Here is a 19,262-nt window from a genome sequence, read left to right as displayed (position 1 = left end):
CGCGAGGTGGGTCGCCACCTGCGTACGGGATGGCGTGCCGCCCGTGCCTGCCCCGCCGGACGAGGTGCTTGCTTGCTGAGGCGGGTTCCGGCGTTGGTTACGGGAGGCGGGGGCGTCCGACCCTGCTCCACGTCGCCCCTGGGGGATCGTCGAGCTGGCGGGCTGCTCGATCCACCCCTCTATGCATGATCATGCGGAATAGTGCATACTCTTCCTATGTCCAAGGTCCTCACTTCCCTTCCGGTCGGCGAACGCGTCGGCATCGCCTTCTCGGGCGGCCTCGACACGTCGGTCGCCGTCGCATGGATGCGCGACAAGGGCGCCATCCCGTGCACCTACACCGCCGACATCGGCCAGTACGACGAGCCCGACATCGCCTCCGTGCCCGGTCGTGCCACGGCCTACGGAGCCGAGGTGGCACGGCTGGTCGACTGCCGTGCGGCGCTGGTCGAGGAGGGCCTGGCCGCCCTCGCCTGCGGGGCGTTCCACATCCGCTCCGGTGGACGGCCCTACTTCAACACCACGCCGCTCGGCCGTGCCGTCACGGGCACGCTCCTGGTTCGGGCGATGCTGGAGGACGACGTACAGATCTGGGGCGACGGCTCCACCTTCAAGGGCAACGACATCGAGCGGTTCTACCGGTACGGCCTGCTCGCCAACCCGCACCTGCGGATCTACAAGCCCTGGCTGGACGCCGACTTCGTGACCGAACTCGGCGGCCGCAAGGAGATGTCGGAATGGCTCCTCGCCCACAACCTGCCCTACCGTGACAGCACGGAGAAGGCGTACTCCACCGACGCCAACATCTGGGGCGCCACCCACGAGGCGAAGACCCTGGAACACCTGGACACCGGCATCGAGACCGTCGAGCCCATCATGGGCGTCCGGTTCTGGGACCCAGCGGTGGAGATCACCGCCGAGGACGTGACCATCGGCTTCGACCAGGGCCGTCCGGTGACGATCAACGGCAAGGAGTTCGGCTCCGCGGTCGACCTGGTGATGGAGGCGAACGCCATCGGAGGCCGCCACGGTCTGGGCATGTCTGACCAGATCGAGAACCGGATCATCGAGGCCAAGAGCCGCGGCATCTACGAGGCGCCCGGTATGGCCCTGTTGCACGTGGCGTACGAGCGTCTGGTCAACGCGATCCACAACGAGGACACCGTCGCCCAGTACCACAACGAGGGGCGGCGCCTGGGCAGGCTGCTCTACGAAGGGCGCTGGCTGGATCCGCAGGCGCTGATGGTGCGCGAGTCGCTGCAGCGCTGGGTGGGTGTGGCCGTCACCGGCGAGGTGACGCTGCGGCTGCGGCGCGGTGAGGACTACTCGATCCTCGACACCACGGGCCCCGCGTTCAGCTACCACCCGGACAAGCTGTCCATGGAGCGGACCGAGGACTCGGCGTTCGGCCCGGCGGACCGGATCGGCCAGCTCACCATGCGCAACCTCGACATCGCGGACTCCCGCGCACGGCTGGAGCAGTACGCGGGCCTGGGCATGGTCGGTACCGAGCACCCGAGGCTGATCGGCGCCGCGCAGGCCGCCTCGACCGGTCTGATCGGCGCGATGGCCCACGGCGGTGCCGAGGCGATCGCCTCGCGAGGTGAGGCTCCGGACGAGGAGACGATGCTGGACCGTGCCGCGATGGAGTCCGGTACGGACTGACAGCGCTCGGCGGCCGTGGGCCTTCTCGGTCCGCCGTACCCTTCACCGGCCGTGCGCGCCCTTCGGCCGTACGGCTGAGGCCCTGCGTCCCGGGGCCCGGCGCTCTTCAGGACGCTGCGTCCTCTTCAGCACCGGGTCCCGGTATCCGGCTCGCCGCCGCCAGCGACGGCGAGCTCCTGCGCGTACACGAGGGGATGCGTGCGCCTGGTGGCGCCCTGGGGCCGGATCAGTCGACCGGCCACGTGTGCACCGGCGCGTTGAGGTGCATGTAGTCGATGTACAGCTGGGTCATCCGTCGCAGTGCCTCGTGCCGGCCAGTGTGCTTGGAGGAGGCGATGCGGTGGAACATCTCCTTCTGCCACACGGCGCCGTTCCGGGCAGTCACACAGCGCTGCTCGATGACCCCGAGCAGCGGTTCCCGCCACGCCTCATCCATGCCGGAATGCTCCAGACCGTGGTGCGCGAGCGGCAGCAGACGACGCAGGACCAGCTCCGGTACCGGCACCTCGCCCATTCCGGGCCAGTACAGCAGCGCCTCGATGCCGTGCCGGGCGGCGGCGTGCAGGTTGTCCTCAGCGGCCGAGAAGGACATCCGCGACCACACCGGCCGGTCCTCCTCCACCAGTGCCCGCGTGAGCCCGTAGTAGAAGGCGCCGTTGGCCAGGGTGTCGGCGACGGTCGGGCCGGCGGGCAGCACACGGTTCTCCACCCGGATGTGCGGCCGGTCGTGGGTGACGGCGTAGACCGGACGGTTCCAGCGGTAGATGGTGCCGTTGTGCAGGGTGAGTTCACCGAGCTCGGGAATGTCGCCGCGGTCGAGCGTCTCCGCGGGGTCCTGCTCGTCGCACAGGGGCAGGAGCGCTGGGAAGTAGCGCAGGTTCTCCTCGAACAAGTCGAAGACGCTGTTGATCCATCTCTCCCCGAACCACACCCGGGGTCGTACCCCCTGCACCTTGATCTCCTCCGGGCGGGTGTCGGTGGCCTGTTCGAACAGGGGTATACGGGTTTCGTGCCACAGCTCCTTGCCGAACAGGAAGGGCGCGTTCGCCGCCAGCCCCACCTGGACCCCGGCGATCGCCTGCGCCGCGTTCCAATAGGCGGCGAATTCCTCGGGCGACACCTGCAGATGGAACTGCGTGCTGGTGCAGGCCGCCTCCGGGGTGATGGTGTCCGCGTAGGTCCGCAGCCGGTCGACGCCGTCCACCTCGATGCGCAGGTCCTCGCCACGAGCCGCGAACACCTGGTCGTTGAGTAGCCGGTAGCGGGGGTTCTCCGACAGCGCGTCCTCGCCGATGTCCTCCTGCCGCAGTGTGGGCAGGGTCCCGATCGTGATCAGCCGAGTGCCCACCGACCGGGCCCGCTGATCGGCGTGGTTGAGCGCAGCCCGGATCTCCGACTCCCAGTCGTCGGGACCACCCGCCGTCAGCCGCCGCGGCGGAACATTGATCTCCAGGTTGAACCGTCCGAGCTCGGTGGACCAGGCAGGATCGGAGATCGCCTCCAGCACGTCACTGTTGCGCATGGCAGGCTCGGCGTCGTCGCCCACCAGGTTCAGCTCGATCTCCAGGCCGACCTGCGGTCGCTCGGACTCGAACCGGGAGTCGCGCAGCATCTGCGCAAGCGCGTCGAGACATCGCTGCATCTTGGCGCGGTACCGGCGGCGGTCCTCGCGGGTGAAGGCGAGTGCCGGGACATCCCGTCCCATCGGCCCTCCAGGTTCCCCTCGTCGGACACCTCTCCACTCAGCGTCGCATCAACACGCGACCCGCACCAAGCGGATACGGCACGGGGGCCGCGCAACGTGTCGGGTTCCGTACGGACGGCGACCAGGTGACGGGGCCTGGGAGCGGTACGTGGGCGCGGCGGCTCGTTCACGTCCTCCTGCGGGCCACGCCTCCGTAGAAGCCGATCTCGGCGGAGCGAGGTGGGGGTGTGGTGTCCGGGCGCCAGAACGGGACCTGAGCCAGGCCCGGCTCGACCAGTTCGAAGCCGTCGAAAAAGCGCTCGATCTCGGCGCGGGACCGGAGGTTGAGGGTGGCGGTGGCCTTGTTGTAGACGGCCTGTGCCGCGCTGCGATCGGCGAAGTCTCCCGTGGCATGCGACAGCACCAGGTAGCTGCCTGTGGGAAGCGCATCGCGCAGGGTGGCGATGACCTCGGCGGGCTGCTCCGCGTCCGTGAGGAAGTGCAGGACCGCCACCAGGAGCAGGGCGACCGGCTGGTCGAAGTCGATGACCGCGCGGACGTCTGGATGGTCCAGGACCGACCGCGGGTCACGCAGGTCGCCGAGGACGATACTGGTCGCACCCGAACGGCTGAGCAGGGCATTGCCGTGCGCGGCCACGATCGGATCGTTGTCGACGTAGGCGACTCGTACGTCCGGCGCCGCTTCGTGGGCGACCTCATGCACGTTCGGCGATGTGGGCAGCCCCGTGCCGATGTCCAGGATCTGCCGGATACCACCGTCCACGACGTAGCGGACCGCGCGGCGCAGGAAGGCGCGGTTCGCTTGGACGCCGATGCGCGCCTCGGGCGCCGCGGCGGCGAGTTCGTCGGCCGCCCGCTGGTCCACCTCGTAGTTGTCCTTGCCGCCCAGGAGGTAGTCGTAGATCCGTGCGGGATGAGGCTTGCTGGTGTCTATGACGGTCTCGGTGCCGTTCTGTTCCAACGCTGGCTCCTCTCGGCGGCCGTCAGGGCCTCGGTTCCGCACCTGGCTGGTCACAGCTTCCCATACCAACTGCGCTGCATCTGCCGGTGGTTGATCGGGCGGCCTGAGTTTTCCGCGAGCCCGGCCCACTGTGGGCCCGTGGGACTGGTGTCGCGTACCGTCACCCGGTCGGCCCGCTCCTGGTTGCTCCCGGTGCGACGGGCGTCGGAGGGTCTGAAGGAGATCGGTGACCGAGGACGCGAACACCGTCGTCCCTGGAGAAAGGCACCCCGGGACGACCCCGCACTCATGCTCCGGTCCGGTGGCCGGTCGTGGGGTGCTGCCTCTCCTCCGGCCGCCGTGACCCCGTGACGGGCTTGCCGTCGCCGCACCGGCGATCCGGCGGTGGGCCGACCTGCGGGGGCGGGGAACGGCGAATCCATGCGCTCGGGCCGTTCCCCGCCCCGTCCGGAACACCGGTCACACGAGTCGCAGAGCCGGCGGGTGTCGAACCGGTGCGTACGCCGGTGCGTGCTCTCCTCCTGCCCTGTGGCGTACCCGCGCCGTGGTTGGCACGGTCGCCTGCGCTGCGGTGCCCCGCTGCCGTGAGGGGGATCAGCACGCGCCCCCGCCGGAACTGCCCGGATCCTGCGATGCGACCAGGGCGGCCTGCCTCCGTGCCCGGCCGGCCGGACTTCCGGTGAGAGGTGGACAGGACCTCGGCGGCGTATTTAGCCTTTCTGTCCGCGCCGCGACACCCCGGTCGCTGAGCCGGGAGGACAGGAAGACGCTCGTGCGGCGGCTCCACCGGGACGGCTGCTCAGGTTCGAGGGATGCTGCGGACCACCGATGTCCTGTTCGGCGCCTTCGGGTAATGGGTCACGCCTCTGCGGAGGAGAGCACCGACGGCGAGCGGAGTCCCGCAGCGGCGCACCGGAGTGGGGCTCCGGACGCCGGAAACGACGCGGCGTACAACGGAAACGACGTGAAGCACCGAAAGCCGGAAGAGGACACCGATCATGACCGCCGCACCGCCGGTGACGTTCGACGACATCCGTCAGGCCGCAGCACGCCTCGAAGGCGTCACCCACCGTACCCCCGTCCTCACCTCCCGCACGCTGAACACCCGTGTCGGCGCAGAGGTGTTCATCAAGTGCGAGAACCTCCAGCGGATCGGGGCCTTCAAGATGCGCGGCGCCTACAACGCCGCCGCGCAGCTCTCGCCGAGCCAGCTGGCCAAGGGCATCGCCGCCTACTCCTCCGGCAATCACGCTCAGGCGACCGCCCTGGCCGCCCGGGAACTGGGCGCCCACGCCGTCATCCTCATGCCTGAGGACGCCCCTCGTGCCAAGCGCGAGGCCACCGCCGGGTACGGCGCCGAGATCGTCACCTACGACCGCTACACCCAGGACCGCACCGCACTCGGGGAGGCGCTGGCCGAAGACCGGGGTCTGGCCCTCATCCCGCCCTACGACCACCCCCACGTCATCGCCGGTCAGGGCACCGCAGCCCTCGAACTGCTCGAAGAGACCGGCCCGCTCGACGCTCTGGTCGTGCCGGTCGGCGGAGGCGGTCTCATCGCCGGCAGCGCCATCACCGCCAAGGCGCTGCACCCAGGCATCCAGGTGATCGGGGTGGAACCCGAAACGGGTGACGACACCAAGCGCTCCTTGGAAAGCGGTGGACGTGTCACCATCCCCGTCCCCCGCACCATCGCCGACGGGCAGGCCCTGCCCACCCCGGGCGACATCACGTTCGCGATCAACCAGCGCCTGGTCGACGCCGTCACCCTGGTCAGCGACGCGGAGATCATCAAGGCCATGCGCTTCGCCTTCGAACGACTGAAGACCGTCCTCGAGCCCAGCGGTGCCTCCGGCCTCGCCGCACTCTTGGCGGGGCGTGTCGATCTCCCGCCCCGCGTCGGCGTCATCGCCTCCGGCGGCAACATCGACACCCAGAGGTTCACCGAACTGGTGGGCCGCTGAACGCGCCGCAGCGATTGTCAGTGGCTCCGCCTACGGTGTGATCAGTGAGGACCTGCCGGAGCGACCGCGGGTCCGTCCCCGGGAAGGAGTGCGCCATGTCCACGGCGTCCGCGGTGTCGACGACGTATCTGGAACTTTCACAAGAGGGCGGCGGCGCCCACAAGTTCTACGAGGTGAGCGTCGACGGCCGGGTGGTGACGGTCCGGTACGGACGGATCGGTGCTGCCGGCCAGACGCAGACGACGACGTTCCCGACGGTGGAGAAGGCACAGGCCGCCGCTGCGAAGAAGGTGGGGGAGAAGGTTCGCAAGGGATACGCTCCGGCTGTGCAGGGACAGCGCGCCCCACGTGCGGTGACCCGCCGGCAGGTCAGCTCGGCCCCCTCCACCGCGCGAGCCGTGGCGCCCGTGCTGTGGCGATTCCGCACCGGCTCGTCGGCCTTCGGTATCCACGTCGACGACGAGCGCTGCTGGGTGGGGAACCAAGCCGGGGACGTCTACACCCTGGACCACGAGGGTGCCGTCCTGGCCCGGTTCAGCCTGCCGGACGGCGTCAAGTGCCTGGTCGCGGACGACTTCTGGATATACGCCGGCTGTGACGACGGCCGGGTGTACGATCTTTCCTCCAAGCTGCCGTTCGCCGCGTACGACATCGCCGCCGACGTGGACATCTTCTGGCTGGACATCCACGAGGGCGTCCTGAACGTCTCGGACCGCGAGGGCCGGCTCACCGTCATCGACCACGAGGACGAGCACCAGTGGGCCCGCCGTAGCCAGGGCAGGCACGCCTGGATGGTCCGAGCCGACGACCGGGCCGTCTACCACGGCCACCACGGCGGCGTCACCGCCTATGCGCCCGACGGCGGAGGCGAGTTGTGGCACACACCCACCCGGGGTGCTGTGCTGTTCGGCTGGCAGGAGGGCGAGGCCGTGTACGCCGGCACGTCGGCCCACGCGGTCCAGCGGCTGGCGAAGGCGACCGGGGCGGTTGAGGCCACGTACTCCTGTGACGGTCCGGTGTATGCGTGTGCCACCTCGGCCGGCGGCCGGTTCGTCTTCGCGGGTGATGCCGCGTCCTCCGTCTACTGCTTCGACCGTGACGGTACGCGTCTGTGGAAGCTGGGTACGGGCGGCGGTTCGGCGCTGTCGATGCAGTACCACGACGAGCGTCTTTACCTGGTGACGACCGACGGCTCGATGGTGTGTGTGGATGCGAGCGAGGCGGCCGTCTCCGCCGCCCAGCAGGGCACGGTGCCGACGGTGCGGGACGTTAAGCTCGCCGCCGCGCTGCCGACGTACGCGCCCGCCACGTCCGCAGGTGCGGTGGCCACCGTGACCCAGGCTCCCGCCGGAGCCGTGGTGGTCGAGTGCGTCCAGGAGAACGGGCGGCTGCGTGTGCATGTGGTGTCCGAGGGCTACGAGTCCACCTGGAAGGTCCAGTTCCCGCGCGCGATGCGGGAGCCCGGTGCGCGCTACGTGGTGGACTCCCTGCACCCGGCGGCGGGCGGCTTCTACCGGGTCCGGGGTGACATCCGCCGCCTGTTGTGATGGGCCGTCAGGCGATGCCGCGGGTGAGACGCAGGGCAACGCCCCTGCGGAGGCGTCATCTTCGCCCGCCGTCATCTGGAAACCGCCGCCGGGCCGGTGCTGTGGATCAGGGTCGTGCGGTCGTCGCCTCCCGTTCCAGGACCTCCCGTGCGAGGGCGAGCACCTCGGTGCGGTCCTGGGGGACCAGACCGATGCGGGTGCGCCGGTCCAGCAGGTCCGACTCGTCGAGGGCGCCCTCGTGCCGGACCGCCCACAGGAGTTCGGCCCGGGTGACCGGGTGGCCCGGTAGTACCGGCGCGGCGAGGGAGGGGTCCTGTGCCGCGAGGGTGTGGACTGCCGCGGCTTCGGTGCCGTAGCGGCGTACCAGTCGGCGCGGTGCGGGCAGCGCGCGCAGCCGGTCAACTGCCGCGGCGCCGATCAGCGGCAGTGTGGCGGTGGGGGAGGGGGCAGCGCGCAGGCCCCGGGCTCCGGCCGCGGCGTCCACGGCGTCCTGGGCCATCCGTCGGTAGGTGGTGAGCTTGCCACCAACTACCGTGGTGACGCCGTCGGGCGAGGTCAGTACCGCGTGCCTGCGGGAGATGTCCGAGGTGCGAGTCGGTGTGCCGTCCCGGCCGTCGTGCCCGGAGGTGTCCAGCAGCGGGCGCAGCCCGGCGAAGGCGCCGACGACCTCGTCCCGGGCCACGGGCGTATCCAGGACCGATCCGAGCACATCCAGCAGGAACCCGATATCGGTCTCGGGAACCTCCGGTACGTCCGGGATGGCACCCTCGACCGGCTCATCGGTGAGGCCCACGTAGACCCGGCCGTCGCCCTGAGGCAGGACCAGGACGAAGCGGTTGGTCTCGCCGGGGACCGGGATGTGCAGCCCTGCGGGCAGGGCGCCGAGCCGTTCGGAACGCAGGACCAGGTGGGTGCCGCGTGACGGCCTGATCCGGATGCCGTCGACGAGTTCGCCGGCCCACACCCCGGTGGCATTGATCACGGCGCGGGCCCGGATCTCGCCCTCCTCGCCGGTGAGGTCGTCACGGACCCGGGCGCCGGTACCCGTCAGTTCCAGCACCCTGACCCGGGTCAGCACCCGTGCGCCCCGCGCGGCAGCCGTTCTGGCCAGGGCGGTCACCAGGCGGGCGTCGTCGGTCACCTTGCCGTCCCAGGACAGCAGCCCGCCGCGCAGTCCCGCGGCGCGTATCGCGGGCGTCAGGTGCCGTGCCTCCGTGGCGGACAGCCGGCGCGGGGCCGGTAGGACCTGTCGAGGGGTGCGGGCGGCCAGCCGCAACACGTCACCGGCTCTGAATCCGGCCCATGCCAGTGAGGCCTGCGCCCGGGACACGAACGGGGTGAGGGGCAGCACGAACGGCTCGGCGGCCACGAGGTGCGGCGCGGTTCGGGTCATCAACACGCCGCGTTCGACCGCGCTCTCGTGCGCCACGTCGAACTGCGCGGACGCCAGGTACCGCAGCCCGCCATGGATGAGCTTCGAGCTCCAGCGGGAGGTACCGAAGGCCAGGTCGTGGGCATCCACCGCGACGACGTTCAGTCCGCGGGCGGCGGCGTCCAGCGCGGCCCCCGCCCCCGTGGCGCCGAGCCCGACGACCAGGACGTCGGCCACCCTGCCGTCCGCGGCCTCGGCCAGTTCCCGGCTGCGCCGGCGTGCTGTGAGAGACGAGCCGGGGGCGGCCTCGGTGTGGCTCATGGCTTCAGGGTCCTCTCCAGAAGGGTGCGCAGCTCACCGAGGAAGGCCGTGGAGTCCAGCTCCGGATCGTCCTCGTCGGTCATCGTGCGCAGGGACAGGGTGAAGGACTGCACGGTCAGCAGCAGGGCGCGGGCCTGCCGTTCGACGTGGCCGGGGCGTACGGACCCGTCCGCGTGGCCCTCGTGCAGGGGCTCGGCCAGCAGCGCCAGTAGCGCCTCCTGGCTCGCGCCGCGACGGTCGAGGACGTAGGGCAGCAGCAGTTCCGGATCAACGTCGACGATCTTGCAGAAGAGGGGATGTGCGCGGAACGCCTGCACTCCCGCCACCAGCCCGTCCACGATCCGGGCGCGTGTGCTGGTGCCGGGGACGGGCTGGGGAATCGCTCGGGTGGCCACGTCGATCCATTCCCGGGTCATCAGGTCGCCCACCAGGGTGCGCAGGTCCGGCCAGCGCCGGTAGAGCGTCATCCGGGAGACGCCGGCGCGGCGAGCCACGTCGGCGAGAGTGGTACGGCGCACCCCGACGGCCAGCACGCAGTCGCGTACCGCGTCGAGCACGGGATCGCCGTCCGAACCGTTGTGACGAATAGGCGTCATGTGTCACAGTGTAACGCGCCGGAGGCTGGACGGAAGCCGTGGACCGCTGCCCCAGACCTGGACGCGGACGCCGCACCGCCGGGTGAACCGCGGGCACACCGGCGAGCCGAGCACACCGATCTTGTGAGGACGAGCATCCAATGGACATGCTGTGGAACGGCTGGGGCGACCCGGCCAAGGCGGCACCGCTACCCGACACGGTGACGGCACTGCTGCGCGACCTGCTCGGCGTCAAGCCCCGCACCACACCTGCGCTCGCCCTCCAGGACATCCGCCTGACCGGCACTACGGCCGGACCCGCCGCTCTGAAGGCGCTCGCCGAAGCCGTCGGCGGCGCGGAGTACGTCCGCACGGACACCGCAGACCGCGTCCGGCACACCCGAGGCAAGTCCACCCCCGACCTGCTCCGCATCCGCGCCGGCGATTTCTCGGACGTCCCGCAGGCCGTGGTCCTGCCCGCCTCCCACGCCGAGGTCCTCGCCGTGCTGCGCGCCTGCGTCGCACACGGCCTAGCCGTCGTCCCCTTCGGTGGCGGCACCTCGGTCGTGGGCGGGCTCGCTCCCCGGCGCAGCGCCTTCGTCGCCCTTGACCTGCGCCGCATGGACGGTCTGCTCGACCTGGACCCCGTCTCGCGCACAGCCGTCCTGCAGCCTGGTCTGCGCGCCCCCGAAGCCGAAGCCCTGCTCGCCGAACGGGGCTATACGCTCGGCCACTTCCCGCAGTCCTTCGAATGGGCCACGATCGGAGGCTTCGCTGCCGCCCGCTCCAGTGGGCAGGCCTCTGCCGGTTACGGCCGATTCGACGAGATGGTGCTCGGCTTGACCCTTGCCACCCCCGAAGGGACCATCGAGACCGGTCGTGCTCCCCGTTCCGCCGCCGGACCCGACCTGCGCCAGCTGATCCTCGGCTCGGAGGGCGCCTTCGGTGTCATCACCTCCGTCACCGTACGGATCCGGCCCGTACCCGAGGCACGGCTCTACGAGGGCTGGCGGTTCCGTTCCTTCGAGGAGGGAACCACCGCGCTCCGCAGGCTGGCCCAGGACGGCCCCAGGCCGACCGTGCTGCGCTTGTCCGACGAGACCGAAACATTCATCGGCCTGGCCCGGCCGGACGCCATCGGCGCCGGCCCGGCGCAGGGCGACGCAGGATGCCTGGCGATCACCGGCTACGAGGGCACCGTCGAGGACACCGCGCAGCGCCGCGAACGGGCGGCGGCCGTCCTCACCGCCTGCGGCGGCACCCCGGCCGGCAGCGAACCCGGTGAGCACTGGGCCCACGGCCGCTACTCCGCGCCCTACCTGCGCGACGCCCTGCTCGACGTGGGTGCTTTCGCCGAGACCCTGGAGACCGCCGCCTTCTGGTCCCGCATCCCCGACCTGTACACGGCCGTCCGCACCGCCCTCACCGACACCCTCACCCAGGCCGGCACCCCGCCCCTGGTGATGTGCCACATCTCCCATGTGTACGAAAACGGTGCCTCGCTGTACTTCACTGTCGTCAGTGCTCAGGGCGAGGACCCGGTGGCCCACTGGACCCCCGCCAAGCACGCGGCGAACGAAGCCGTGCTGGCCGCCGGCGGCACCATCTCCCACCATCACGGGGTCGGCACCGATCACCGCGACTGGTACGTGCGCGAGGCCGGAACGCTCGGAATCTCGGCCCTGCGCGCCGTGAAGCGGTGCCTGGACCCCGACGGACTCCTCAACCCCGGCGTCCTGCTGCCCACCGACTGACCCCGCCAGATCCGCCTGCCTCGAAAGGCACACCGATGCGACAGTTCACCGCCGTCGTCAACCCCACCGCGGGCGGCTCGACCGCAGCGGCGACGCTGCTCCACGTGGCCCGCCTGCTCCGCGAAGCCGGGGCCGGGCTGGAGACGGTGTACAGCCACAGCCTCGCCCACGCCCAGGACATCGCTCTCCGGGCTGGTGAGCGCGGGCGGATCGTCCTGGCCGTCGGCGGTGACGGGATCGCCGGCGGCGTCGGCGGCGTGCTCAGCGGTACCGGAGCCGTCCTGGGCCTCGTACCCGCCGGGCGCGGCAACGACTTCGCCCGTGCACTGGACCTGCCCGCCGACCCCGCCGCACTCGCCCGCGTGCTGCTGCACGCCGAGCCCAGAGCGGTCGACACCATCGAGGTGGAGTCGGCCGTCCATCAGCGCACCGTGGTCCTGGGCAGCGTCTACGCCGGAGTCGACGCCGAGGCCAACCGCCACGCCAACAACGCCCGGCTGCTGCGTGGTGCCGCCTCGTACTACGCGGGTGGCCTGCGTGCAGTCGCCACCTGGCGGCCGGCCGACTTCCGTGTCACCGTCGACGGCGTGGACCACACCCACCGCGGTTACACCGTGGTCGCGGCCAACTCCCCTTACTACGGCTCCGGTCGGCTCATCGCGCCCGGCGCGCGGGTCGACGACGGACTGCTGGACGTCGTGTTGATCCGCGAGGCGCCGCGTCGGCTCTTCTTCGCCCTGATGAACGAACTCGGCACGGGCGCCCACGTCCACCGGCCCGAAGTGCACGTGCTGCGCGGCAGGGAACTGCGCATCGAGGCCAACCGCCCGGTCCCTTACGGCGCCGACGGCGAGGTGGAGGCCGGTCTGCCGGTGACGGTGCGGGTGCGCCCCGGGGACCTGTCGGTGCTGTACTGACCGCCACCACCCCTCCGGGTGCGGTTCTGGAGGTGAGGAGCCCGGTCACCGGGCCCCGGGCCGATGAGGAGCGCACCGCTGCGCGGTGGAGGTGGAACCGGGCGTGCCGGTGGAGGTCACCGGGGCGCGCATCGCGGTCGGTCCGTCGGACGACTGTCGGCGAACCGGGACGCGGTTGCCCGCTGTCGCCGGGAGAACCATCCCGATATACCGTGTTGATTCACATGTATGGTGATTCATGTGTATGCGGTAGGTGGCCGGAGTCTTGTGTCTCCGTCAACGGCCGCAGGGAGGTTCCTCATGTCCTCGAAGCGACGTCGGAAGAAGAAGTCCCGGGGCAAGCACCCGGCGAACCACGGGCGACGGCCCCAGTCCTGAACGGCAGGCACCCAAGCCCGGCCGGGACCGTCCAGACACCGGCCGGGACCGGCCGGACAACACGAAGGGCACCAGCTGTTCCGTGATCCCGGAGCGGCTGCGCGGTGGACAGCCTGGTCAGCCGCCCGGACCCCTTCCGACCCGCCCCGTGCCCGGCACCTGCGCTGCGGTGGTGCCCCCCGGTGCCCCAGGCGGCTTGCGCAGCCACCGGGCAGATCGTGGAAGGGGCACCCGGTGTGCTCCCCGGCCGTCGGCCGCCACCGGACGGCGTGCCGACGGCCGCCCGGGGGCGTAGCGTCCCGATAGGAACGAGGCCGGCAAGCGTCCGGTGGGGTCGTGCGATGCGGCCCCGCCGGGCGCCCCGGGCGGCTCTCCTGGGAGCCGCCCCTGCCAGGCTGGAGGTGCTCGTGCCCCGGACGGGTGAGGGACACACGGAGGCGCTGGACGCCGCGTTCGCGGAGACGGTACGCCGGACGGGCGCGTCCATTGGCGCTCTGTACCTTCTCGCACCGGATGAGCAGCACCTGTTCCTCGACGTGATCCACGGGGCTCCGGCCGACTTCGCGGCGCCGTGGGAGAAGATTTCCGTGACCGCCCCGACACCCGTGGCCGAGGCGCTGTGCCGGGATGACATCGTGTGGGTGAGCAGCCAGGAGGAAATGGCCCGCGCCTACCCGCGCAGCGCACTCGTGCTGCCGTACCCGTTGGCGCTGGCCGCCGCACCGGTCACCGGAATCCGCCGGTGGGGAGTCCTGCTGCTGATGTGGCCGGCGACCCGTCCGCCACACATGACGCAGCGGGAACGGGGGAACATCGCATCCAGTTGCGGACGACTGGCCCGGTTGTTGGAGGAGGCCATCGACCACGGGGTGTTCCCGGCCCCCGGTGACCGGCCGCGCGCACTTCCCACCGGAACCGGAGGCCGGCCCGCGGGCTCGGCGCAGGGCGCCGCCGACCTCATCGAACGTCTGCCCGGCGGTAGCTGCGCCCTGGACCTGGAAGGGCGCTTCACCTACCTGAGCTCGGGCGCCTGCGACCTGCTGGGCCGCGACGCGGGCCTGCTGCTGGGTACACTGCCGTGGCAGTCCCTGCGCTGGCTCGACGACCCCACCTATGAGGACCGCTACCGCGCCGCGGTGATCAGCCGTGAGCCCGTCCTCTTCACCGCGTGCCGTCCGCCGGACCACTGGCTGGACTTCCACCTCTACCCGGACGCCAGCGGCATCAGCGTCCGGATCGTCCCCAGCAACGCGCCGGCCCGGCCCCCGTTCCAGCCCCGCCCCTTCACGCAGGCCGCCGTGCCCGCCCGCGCCGGCCGGCTGTACCAGCTCATGCACCTGGCTGCCGCACTGACCGAGGTGGTCGGCGTCCAGGACGTCATCGACCTGGTGGCCGACCAGGTCGTCCCGGCATTCGGCGCCCAGTCGCTGGTCCTGTCCACAGCCGATGCCGGGCGGCTGCGGATCACCGGGTACCGCGGCTACGACCCCCACATCATCGAGCGCCTCGACGGCCTGCCTCTCGACACCACCTTCACCCCAGCCGGGCATGCCCTCGGCAGCGGCATCCCCGCGTTCTTCTCCGACCCGGAGGAGATGCGGCGCGTCTACCCCGAGGCCGCGATGATCAGCGGCAAGCAGGCATGGGCCTTCCTGCCGCTGATCGTGACCGGCCGCCCGGTCGGCTGCTGCATCCTGTCCTACGACCGGCCCCATGCGTTTCCGGCCGAGGAACGAGCCGTCATGACCTCGCTCGCCGGCCTCATCGCCCAGGCCCTCGACCGCGCCCGCCTCTACGACACCAAACGCGACCTCGCCCATGGACTCCAGCAGGCGCTGCTACCGCGTAGCCTGCCCGAGGTCACCGGTCTGCGGGTCGCCGCCCGCTATCTGCCAGCGACCCGGGGCATGGACATCGGCGGAGACTTCTACGACCTCATCCCGCTCGGCGACACCGCCGTCGCAGCCGTCATCGGTGACGTTCAGGGGCACGACGCGGCCGCCGCCGCTCTCATGGGGCAGGTACGTACCGCGGTGCACGCCCACGCGGCCCTCGGAACCACCCCGGACCAGGTGCTCCTTGGTACCAACCGGCTCCTCACCGACCTTGGCCTCGACCTGTTCACCAGTTGCCTCTACACCCACGTCGACCTCGCCGGTCGCCGGGTCACCCTGGCCAGCGCGGGGCATCCGCCACCGATCAGACGGCTGTCCGGCGGTGACGCCGGCCCCGTCGACGTGCCCCCCGGACCACTGCTGGGCATCGATCCCGACGCCGACTTCCCGGTGACCGAAATACCCTTGGCCCCCGGGTTGATGATCGCCCTCTACACCGACGGCCTCATCGAGCGACCAGGCGTCGACCTCGACACATCCATCGCGGGTCTCGCACATGAACTCGCCGAGGCGGACGACCGGGATCTGGATCTGCTGATCGACAGCCTCCTGGGGAGAACGGGCATCGGCTGGCAGCGCACCGATGACGTCGCGCTGCTGGTGCTGCATGCCGCGACGCGACCCTGACACCCGGGCCCCACGGGCCCGAGCGGTGGGGCCAACGGCACCTTCCAGGGCCATGAGGCCCCATGACAGGCGACCGCCGGTGCGGCGAGCGTGAGAGTGAACGCGGAGGGACGCGTGCCCCGAACCTGCCGACGGCATGCGGCGCGGCACTTCGAGCGTACGTACCCCTGCACCGCCCAGGCCCTGACGGAGGCCGAGGAGGCAGCCGTGGACGAGCAACCTGCGGTGCGGAGCCTGATGGACACCGCCCCGTACTCGATCAGTGAGAACGAGAGCGTGCTGATGGCCTGGGAGGTCATAGAACGGTCCGAGCAGCGTCAGTTGCCCGTGGTGCGCCAGGACGGCTGCTGTGCCGGGCTGCTAGACCGGGCCGAGCTCGCGGTGGCCTGCGCGGTCACTGCCGCGGCCCTGTCCCGCCGCACGGTGCGCGACCTCGTGCACGCCCGCCGGACCGCGACCGTCCACCCGGAGGACTCCGCCCTGTACGCGGCAAGGGTGATGACGGAGGAGCACGTCGAGGCGCTGCCGGTCACGGACCCGCACGGGCGGTTGGTCGGCCTGCTCACGGCCCGTGACTACGTCGCCTGTGTGGCCGGCCTGCACCGCCAGGCCGTGGCGGCCCCGGACCAGCCGGCCCGGGTGACCCTGCCCGGGCTGCCGCCCCGCAGTACGGAGCAAGTGCGGGGGATCGTCATTCCGTAGCGAGGCCCCTCCGGGTACCCGCGGGGCCCGGTGGACACCGCGGATCCGTGGCTGCCCGGGCATGCCTCATGGCGCCCGGGCAGCCAGGAACGCGGATGTGTCGTCGAGCGTCGTCAGCCGCGGATAGTCGTCCTCGTCGATACGCAGGCCCGACCGCTCGGACAGGGTCTCGACGAAGGCCAGGAAGTCGAGCGAGTCGAATTCGAGCGCGTCGCGGAACGGAAGATCCGGCTCCAGGGCACCGACGTCGGCGTCCGGCACCACCCGGGTCAGCGCCTCCTCCACCAGGCGTAGTGCTTCACTCCGCTCCATCACAGCACCTCCGGTTTCTGCAGCAGACGGCCGACCGCGGTGAGGAAGCGCGCGCCCACGGCGCCGTCGGTGGCGCGGTGGTCGGCGGACAGCGTGGCCGTCACGACCGGCCGTACCCCCAGCATCCCGTGGTCGGCCCACGGGCGCTCCACGACGGCTCCGAACCCGACCAGGGCGACCTGCGGTGGATGGATGACACCGAAGACGGTTTCGACCCCCTGGTCGCCGAGGCTGGTGACGGTGAGGGTGCTGCCGGTCGTCTCCGTACCGCGTAGACGGCCCCTGCGGGCTCGCCCGACGAGGTCCTTCAACTGCGCCATCAGCTCTCCCGGAGGCAGGGCGTCGGCGTCATGGATGACCGGTGCCGCCAGCCCGCCGCCGCGCAGCGACACGGCGAATCCCAGGTGTACTCCCCGGCCCTGAACGAACCCGCCGTCCTCCCAGAAGCCGTTGAGGTCGGGTACCTGGCGAGCGGCGGATGCGACCGCCTTGAGCAGCAGGGCGGCGGGAATCAGCCGCTCGCCGACCGGCCGTTCCCTGTTGCGGTCGCGCAGCCAGTTCGTCGCGGCGGCCATGTCGATCGTCGTGGCGAGGTAGTAGTGCGGGATCTCCCGTTTCGAGCGGCTCATCAGCTCACCGATCGCCCGGCGCGCCGAAGCGGCGCCGGCGCGTGCCCCGGAGGGGAGCTGGATCTCCGGGGGCGGCTGCGCCGCGGCCGGCCGGGGGCCGCTCACGGGAACGGACGGCGGGCGCACGGCGTCGCGGACATCGGCGGCCCGCACCGCTCCCGCCGCACCGGTGCCGTGGAGGCCGGCGAGATCAACGCCCAACTCCACTGCCAGCCGCCGTGCGTAGGGCGTGGCACGCACCCGCGGGGGGCCCGCGTGCTCGGCGCGTTCGACGTCCGTCCGGGTGATCCGGCCGCCCGGGCCGGTGCCGTGGACAGTCGCCAGGTCGACGCCCCGCTCGACGGCGAGGTGCCGGACCAGCGGGCTCACCGCCTGGCCGCCGGAGTCCCGATCATCGGGGCCTCGGTCATCGGATGTCGACCTGCTGAGCGGGGAAGTGCGCGCCGCCGGGGGCCCGCCGGCAACGGGACGCCTCCGCACCGGGGCCGCTCGGTCGGCGGCTGGAACGGGAGCGGACGCTGCCTTCCCCTCCGTCGCCCGCGACTCGGCGCCCGCCGTTTCCGCCGCCGTCACCGCCCCGCCGGATTGCCGCTCCCATCCCCCAGCGGGCTCGGTGGCCTCGATCACGGCCAAGGGCGTACCGACCGGGACCTTGGCACCGGGCTCGACGAGCAGACGGCCCACCGTGCCGGATTCGAAGCACTCGACCTCGATCGCCGACTTGTCGGTCTCCACGACGGCGATCACATCACCGCGGCTGACGGTGTCGCCCGGGGCGACAAGCCACTCCTGGAGCGTCCCGGCCCGCATGTCCGCGCCGAGCGAGGGCATGGTGAACTCACCCACGGCGCCCCACCACCTCCCGCGCAGCGGCGGTGATGCTCTCTGGTTGTGGCAGCGCGGCCTGCTCCAGATGTGCGGCGTACGGGATCGGCACTTCGGCACCGCACACCCGTGCGACGGGGGCGTCGAGATCCCAGAAGGCCTGTTCGGTGATGCGTGTGCACACCTCGGCGGCGAGACTTCCGGTGCGCCAGCCCTCGTCGACGACGACGGCGCGGTGGGTCCGGGCCACGGAAGCCATGATCGTCGCGTCGTCCAGGGGGCGCAGACTGCGCAGGTCCACGACCTCGGCGGTGACGCCGTCCGAGGCGAGCAGCTCCGCCGCGTCGAGGGCCTTGGGCACCGACCCTCCGTAGGCGAGCAGTGTGACGTCCTCGCCCTCGCGCAGGACGGCTGCGGAAGAGATGTCCACCGGGCCCGCGCCGGCCTCCAGTTCGCCGGAAACGTTGTAGAGCGACCCGTGTTCGAAGATCACCACCGGGTCCGGGTCGGCGAGCGCAGGCGTCAGCATGCCGCGTGCGTCCGGCAGGGTGGCGGGTGCCAGGACCCGGATGCCGGGGATGTGCGCGTACCAACCTTCCAGACTGTGCGAATGCTGGGCGGCCAACTGACGTCCGGCACCCGTCGTCATCCGGATGACCAGTGGCACCGACAGCTGACCGCCCGACATGTGCCGTAGGGTCGCCGCGTTGTTGAGGATCTGATCCAGCGCCAGCAGACTGAAGTTGACCGTCATGACCTCGACGATGGGCCGCAGTCCCGCGAGGGCCGCGCCGATGCCCGCACCGACGAACGCGGACTCCGACAGGGGGGTGTTGCGCACCCGCAGGGGACCGAACTCCTCGACGAGGCCGAGGCTCACCCCGAAGGCGCCGCCGTACGCGCCGACGTCCTCGCCGATGAGGAAGACGCGTTCATCGGCCGCGAGGGCCTCGCGCAGCGCGTCGCGCAGCGCTTCGCGATACGTCGTGGTCATGGTCTTCCCTGACCGGGCTGCCCTCCCCAGCTGCTCCGATGGCACCGTCCTCGCACTCTCCGCACTCTTCGCACTCTTCGTGCTCTTCGCAGTCTCCGTTGTCTTCATCGTCTTCGCCG

Annotated in this window: 15 protein-coding genes; 8 read left to right on the top strand and 7 right to left on the bottom strand. The window is 71.3% G+C overall.

Going from position 1 to position 19,262, the window contains the following annotated elements; genetic code table 11:
• Positions 1-216: 216 nt before the first annotated feature.
• Positions 217-1,665, top strand: coding sequence for an argininosuccinate synthase (argG, locus tag LK06_RS00480; RefSeq protein ID WP_039652324.1), 1,449 nt, complete (start codon positions 217-219; stop codon positions 1,663-1,665).
• Positions 1,666-1,891: 226 nt separating this feature from the next.
• On the opposite strand, the gene LK06_RS34110 is transcribed toward argG, so the two are convergent.
• A complete protein-coding gene (locus LK06_RS34110; protein ID WP_039652326.1) occupies positions 1,892-3,370 on the bottom strand; it encodes a glutamate-cysteine ligase family protein in 1,479 nt (492 codons plus the stop codon).
• 166 nt (positions 3,371-3,536) lie between these two features.
• A complete protein-coding gene (locus tag LK06_RS00470) occupies positions 3,537-4,331 on the bottom strand; it encodes an SAM-dependent methyltransferase (RefSeq protein WP_043435166.1) in 795 nt (264 codons plus the stop codon).
• Positions 4,332-5,329: 998 nt separating this feature from the next.
• Between LK06_RS00470 and LK06_RS00465 the strand changes: the two genes are divergently transcribed.
• Both LK06_RS00465 and LK06_RS00460 read left to right on the top strand, forming a co-directional pair.
• Entirely contained in the window at positions 5,330-6,295 is a 966-nt protein-coding gene (locus LK06_RS00465) for a threo-3-hydroxy-L-aspartate ammonia-lyase (RefSeq protein WP_039652330.1), read from the top strand.
• A 95-nt stretch (positions 6,296-6,390) separates the two neighbouring features.
• Positions 6,391-7,842 carry a WGR domain-containing protein gene (locus tag LK06_RS00460; RefSeq protein WP_039652332.1) on the top strand — a complete coding sequence of 484 codons (1,452 nt, stop codon included), beginning with the start codon at positions 6,391-6,393 and terminating at the stop codon, positions 7,840-7,842.
• Between the two features lie 106 nt (positions 7,843-7,948).
• Here the strand turns inward: LK06_RS00460 and LK06_RS00455 are convergent, their stop codons facing one another.
• Both LK06_RS00455 and LK06_RS00450 read right to left on the bottom strand, forming a co-directional pair.
• The gene (locus tag LK06_RS00455; protein ID WP_039652334.1) at positions 7,949-9,535 is read right to left on the bottom strand and encodes a glycerol-3-phosphate dehydrogenase/oxidase; all 1,587 of its coding nucleotides are present in this window, start codon (positions 9,533-9,535) and stop codon (positions 7,949-7,951) included.
• On the bottom strand, positions 9,532-10,131 hold the full coding sequence (locus tag LK06_RS00450) for a TetR/AcrR family transcriptional regulator (RefSeq protein WP_039652336.1): 600 nt from the start codon (positions 10,129-10,131) through the stop codon (positions 9,532-9,534). Before LK06_RS00450 ends, LK06_RS00455 begins: the two co-directional genes overlap by 4 nt.
• A gap of 140 nt (positions 10,132-10,271) precedes the next feature.
• Here LK06_RS00450 and LK06_RS00445 point away from each other — a divergent pair, with 140 nt between their 5' ends.
• The 5 genes from LK06_RS00445 to LK06_RS00430 all read left to right on the top strand — a co-directional run bounded on the left by LK06_RS00445 (position 10,272) and on the right by LK06_RS00430 (position 16,383).
• Positions 10,272-11,864, top strand: a complete 1,593-nt coding sequence (locus LK06_RS00445) for an FAD-binding oxidoreductase (RefSeq protein WP_039652337.1) — start codon at positions 10,272-10,274, stop codon at positions 11,862-11,864.
• A 35-nt stretch (positions 11,865-11,899) separates the two neighbouring features.
• Entirely contained in the window at positions 11,900-12,781 is an 882-nt protein-coding gene (locus LK06_RS00440) for a diacylglycerol kinase family protein (protein WP_039652339.1), read from the top strand.
• 228 nt (positions 12,782-13,009) lie between these two features.
• Entirely contained in the window at positions 13,010-13,159 is a 150-nt protein-coding gene (locus LK06_RS35440) for a hypothetical protein (RefSeq protein WP_483409753.1), read from the top strand.
• Between the two features lie 407 nt (positions 13,160-13,566).
• Positions 13,567-15,681 carry a SpoIIE family protein phosphatase gene (locus LK06_RS00435; RefSeq protein WP_039652421.1) on the top strand — a complete coding sequence of 705 codons (2,115 nt, stop codon included), beginning with the start codon at positions 13,567-13,569 and terminating at the stop codon, positions 15,679-15,681.
• A gap of 207 nt (positions 15,682-15,888) precedes the next feature.
• Positions 15,889-16,383, top strand: a complete 495-nt coding sequence (locus tag LK06_RS00430) for a CBS domain-containing protein (RefSeq protein WP_159025114.1) — start codon at positions 15,889-15,891, stop codon at positions 16,381-16,383.
• A 66-nt stretch (positions 16,384-16,449) separates the two neighbouring features.
• Here LK06_RS00430 and LK06_RS00425 read toward each other — a convergent pair whose 3' ends face one another.
• From LK06_RS00425 to LK06_RS00415, 3 genes are read right to left on the bottom strand one after another with little or no spacing between them, the layout of a single operon-like run.
• Positions 16,450-16,695, bottom strand: coding sequence for an acyl carrier protein (locus tag LK06_RS00425; RefSeq protein ID WP_039652340.1), 246 nt, complete (start codon positions 16,693-16,695; stop codon positions 16,450-16,452).
• Positions 16,695-18,170, bottom strand: coding sequence for a dihydrolipoamide acetyltransferase family protein (locus LK06_RS00420; RefSeq protein WP_039652343.1), 1,476 nt, complete (start codon positions 18,168-18,170; stop codon positions 16,695-16,697). The genes LK06_RS00425 and LK06_RS00420 overlap by 1 nt, the downstream gene beginning before the upstream one ends.
• A complete protein-coding gene (locus tag LK06_RS00415; RefSeq protein WP_039652344.1) occupies positions 18,163-19,143 on the bottom strand; it encodes an alpha-ketoacid dehydrogenase subunit beta in 981 nt (326 codons plus the stop codon). Before LK06_RS00415 ends, LK06_RS00420 begins: the two co-directional genes overlap by 8 nt.
• Between the last annotated feature and the right edge of the window lie 119 nt (positions 19,144-19,262).

It is taken from the genome of Streptomyces pluripotens, from assembly GCF_000802245.2.
In the GTDB taxonomy this organism is placed as follows: domain Bacteria; phylum Actinomycetota; class Actinomycetes; order Streptomycetales; family Streptomycetaceae; genus Streptomyces; species Streptomyces pluripotens.
This window is presented reverse-complemented; position numbering and strand designations above follow the sequence as displayed.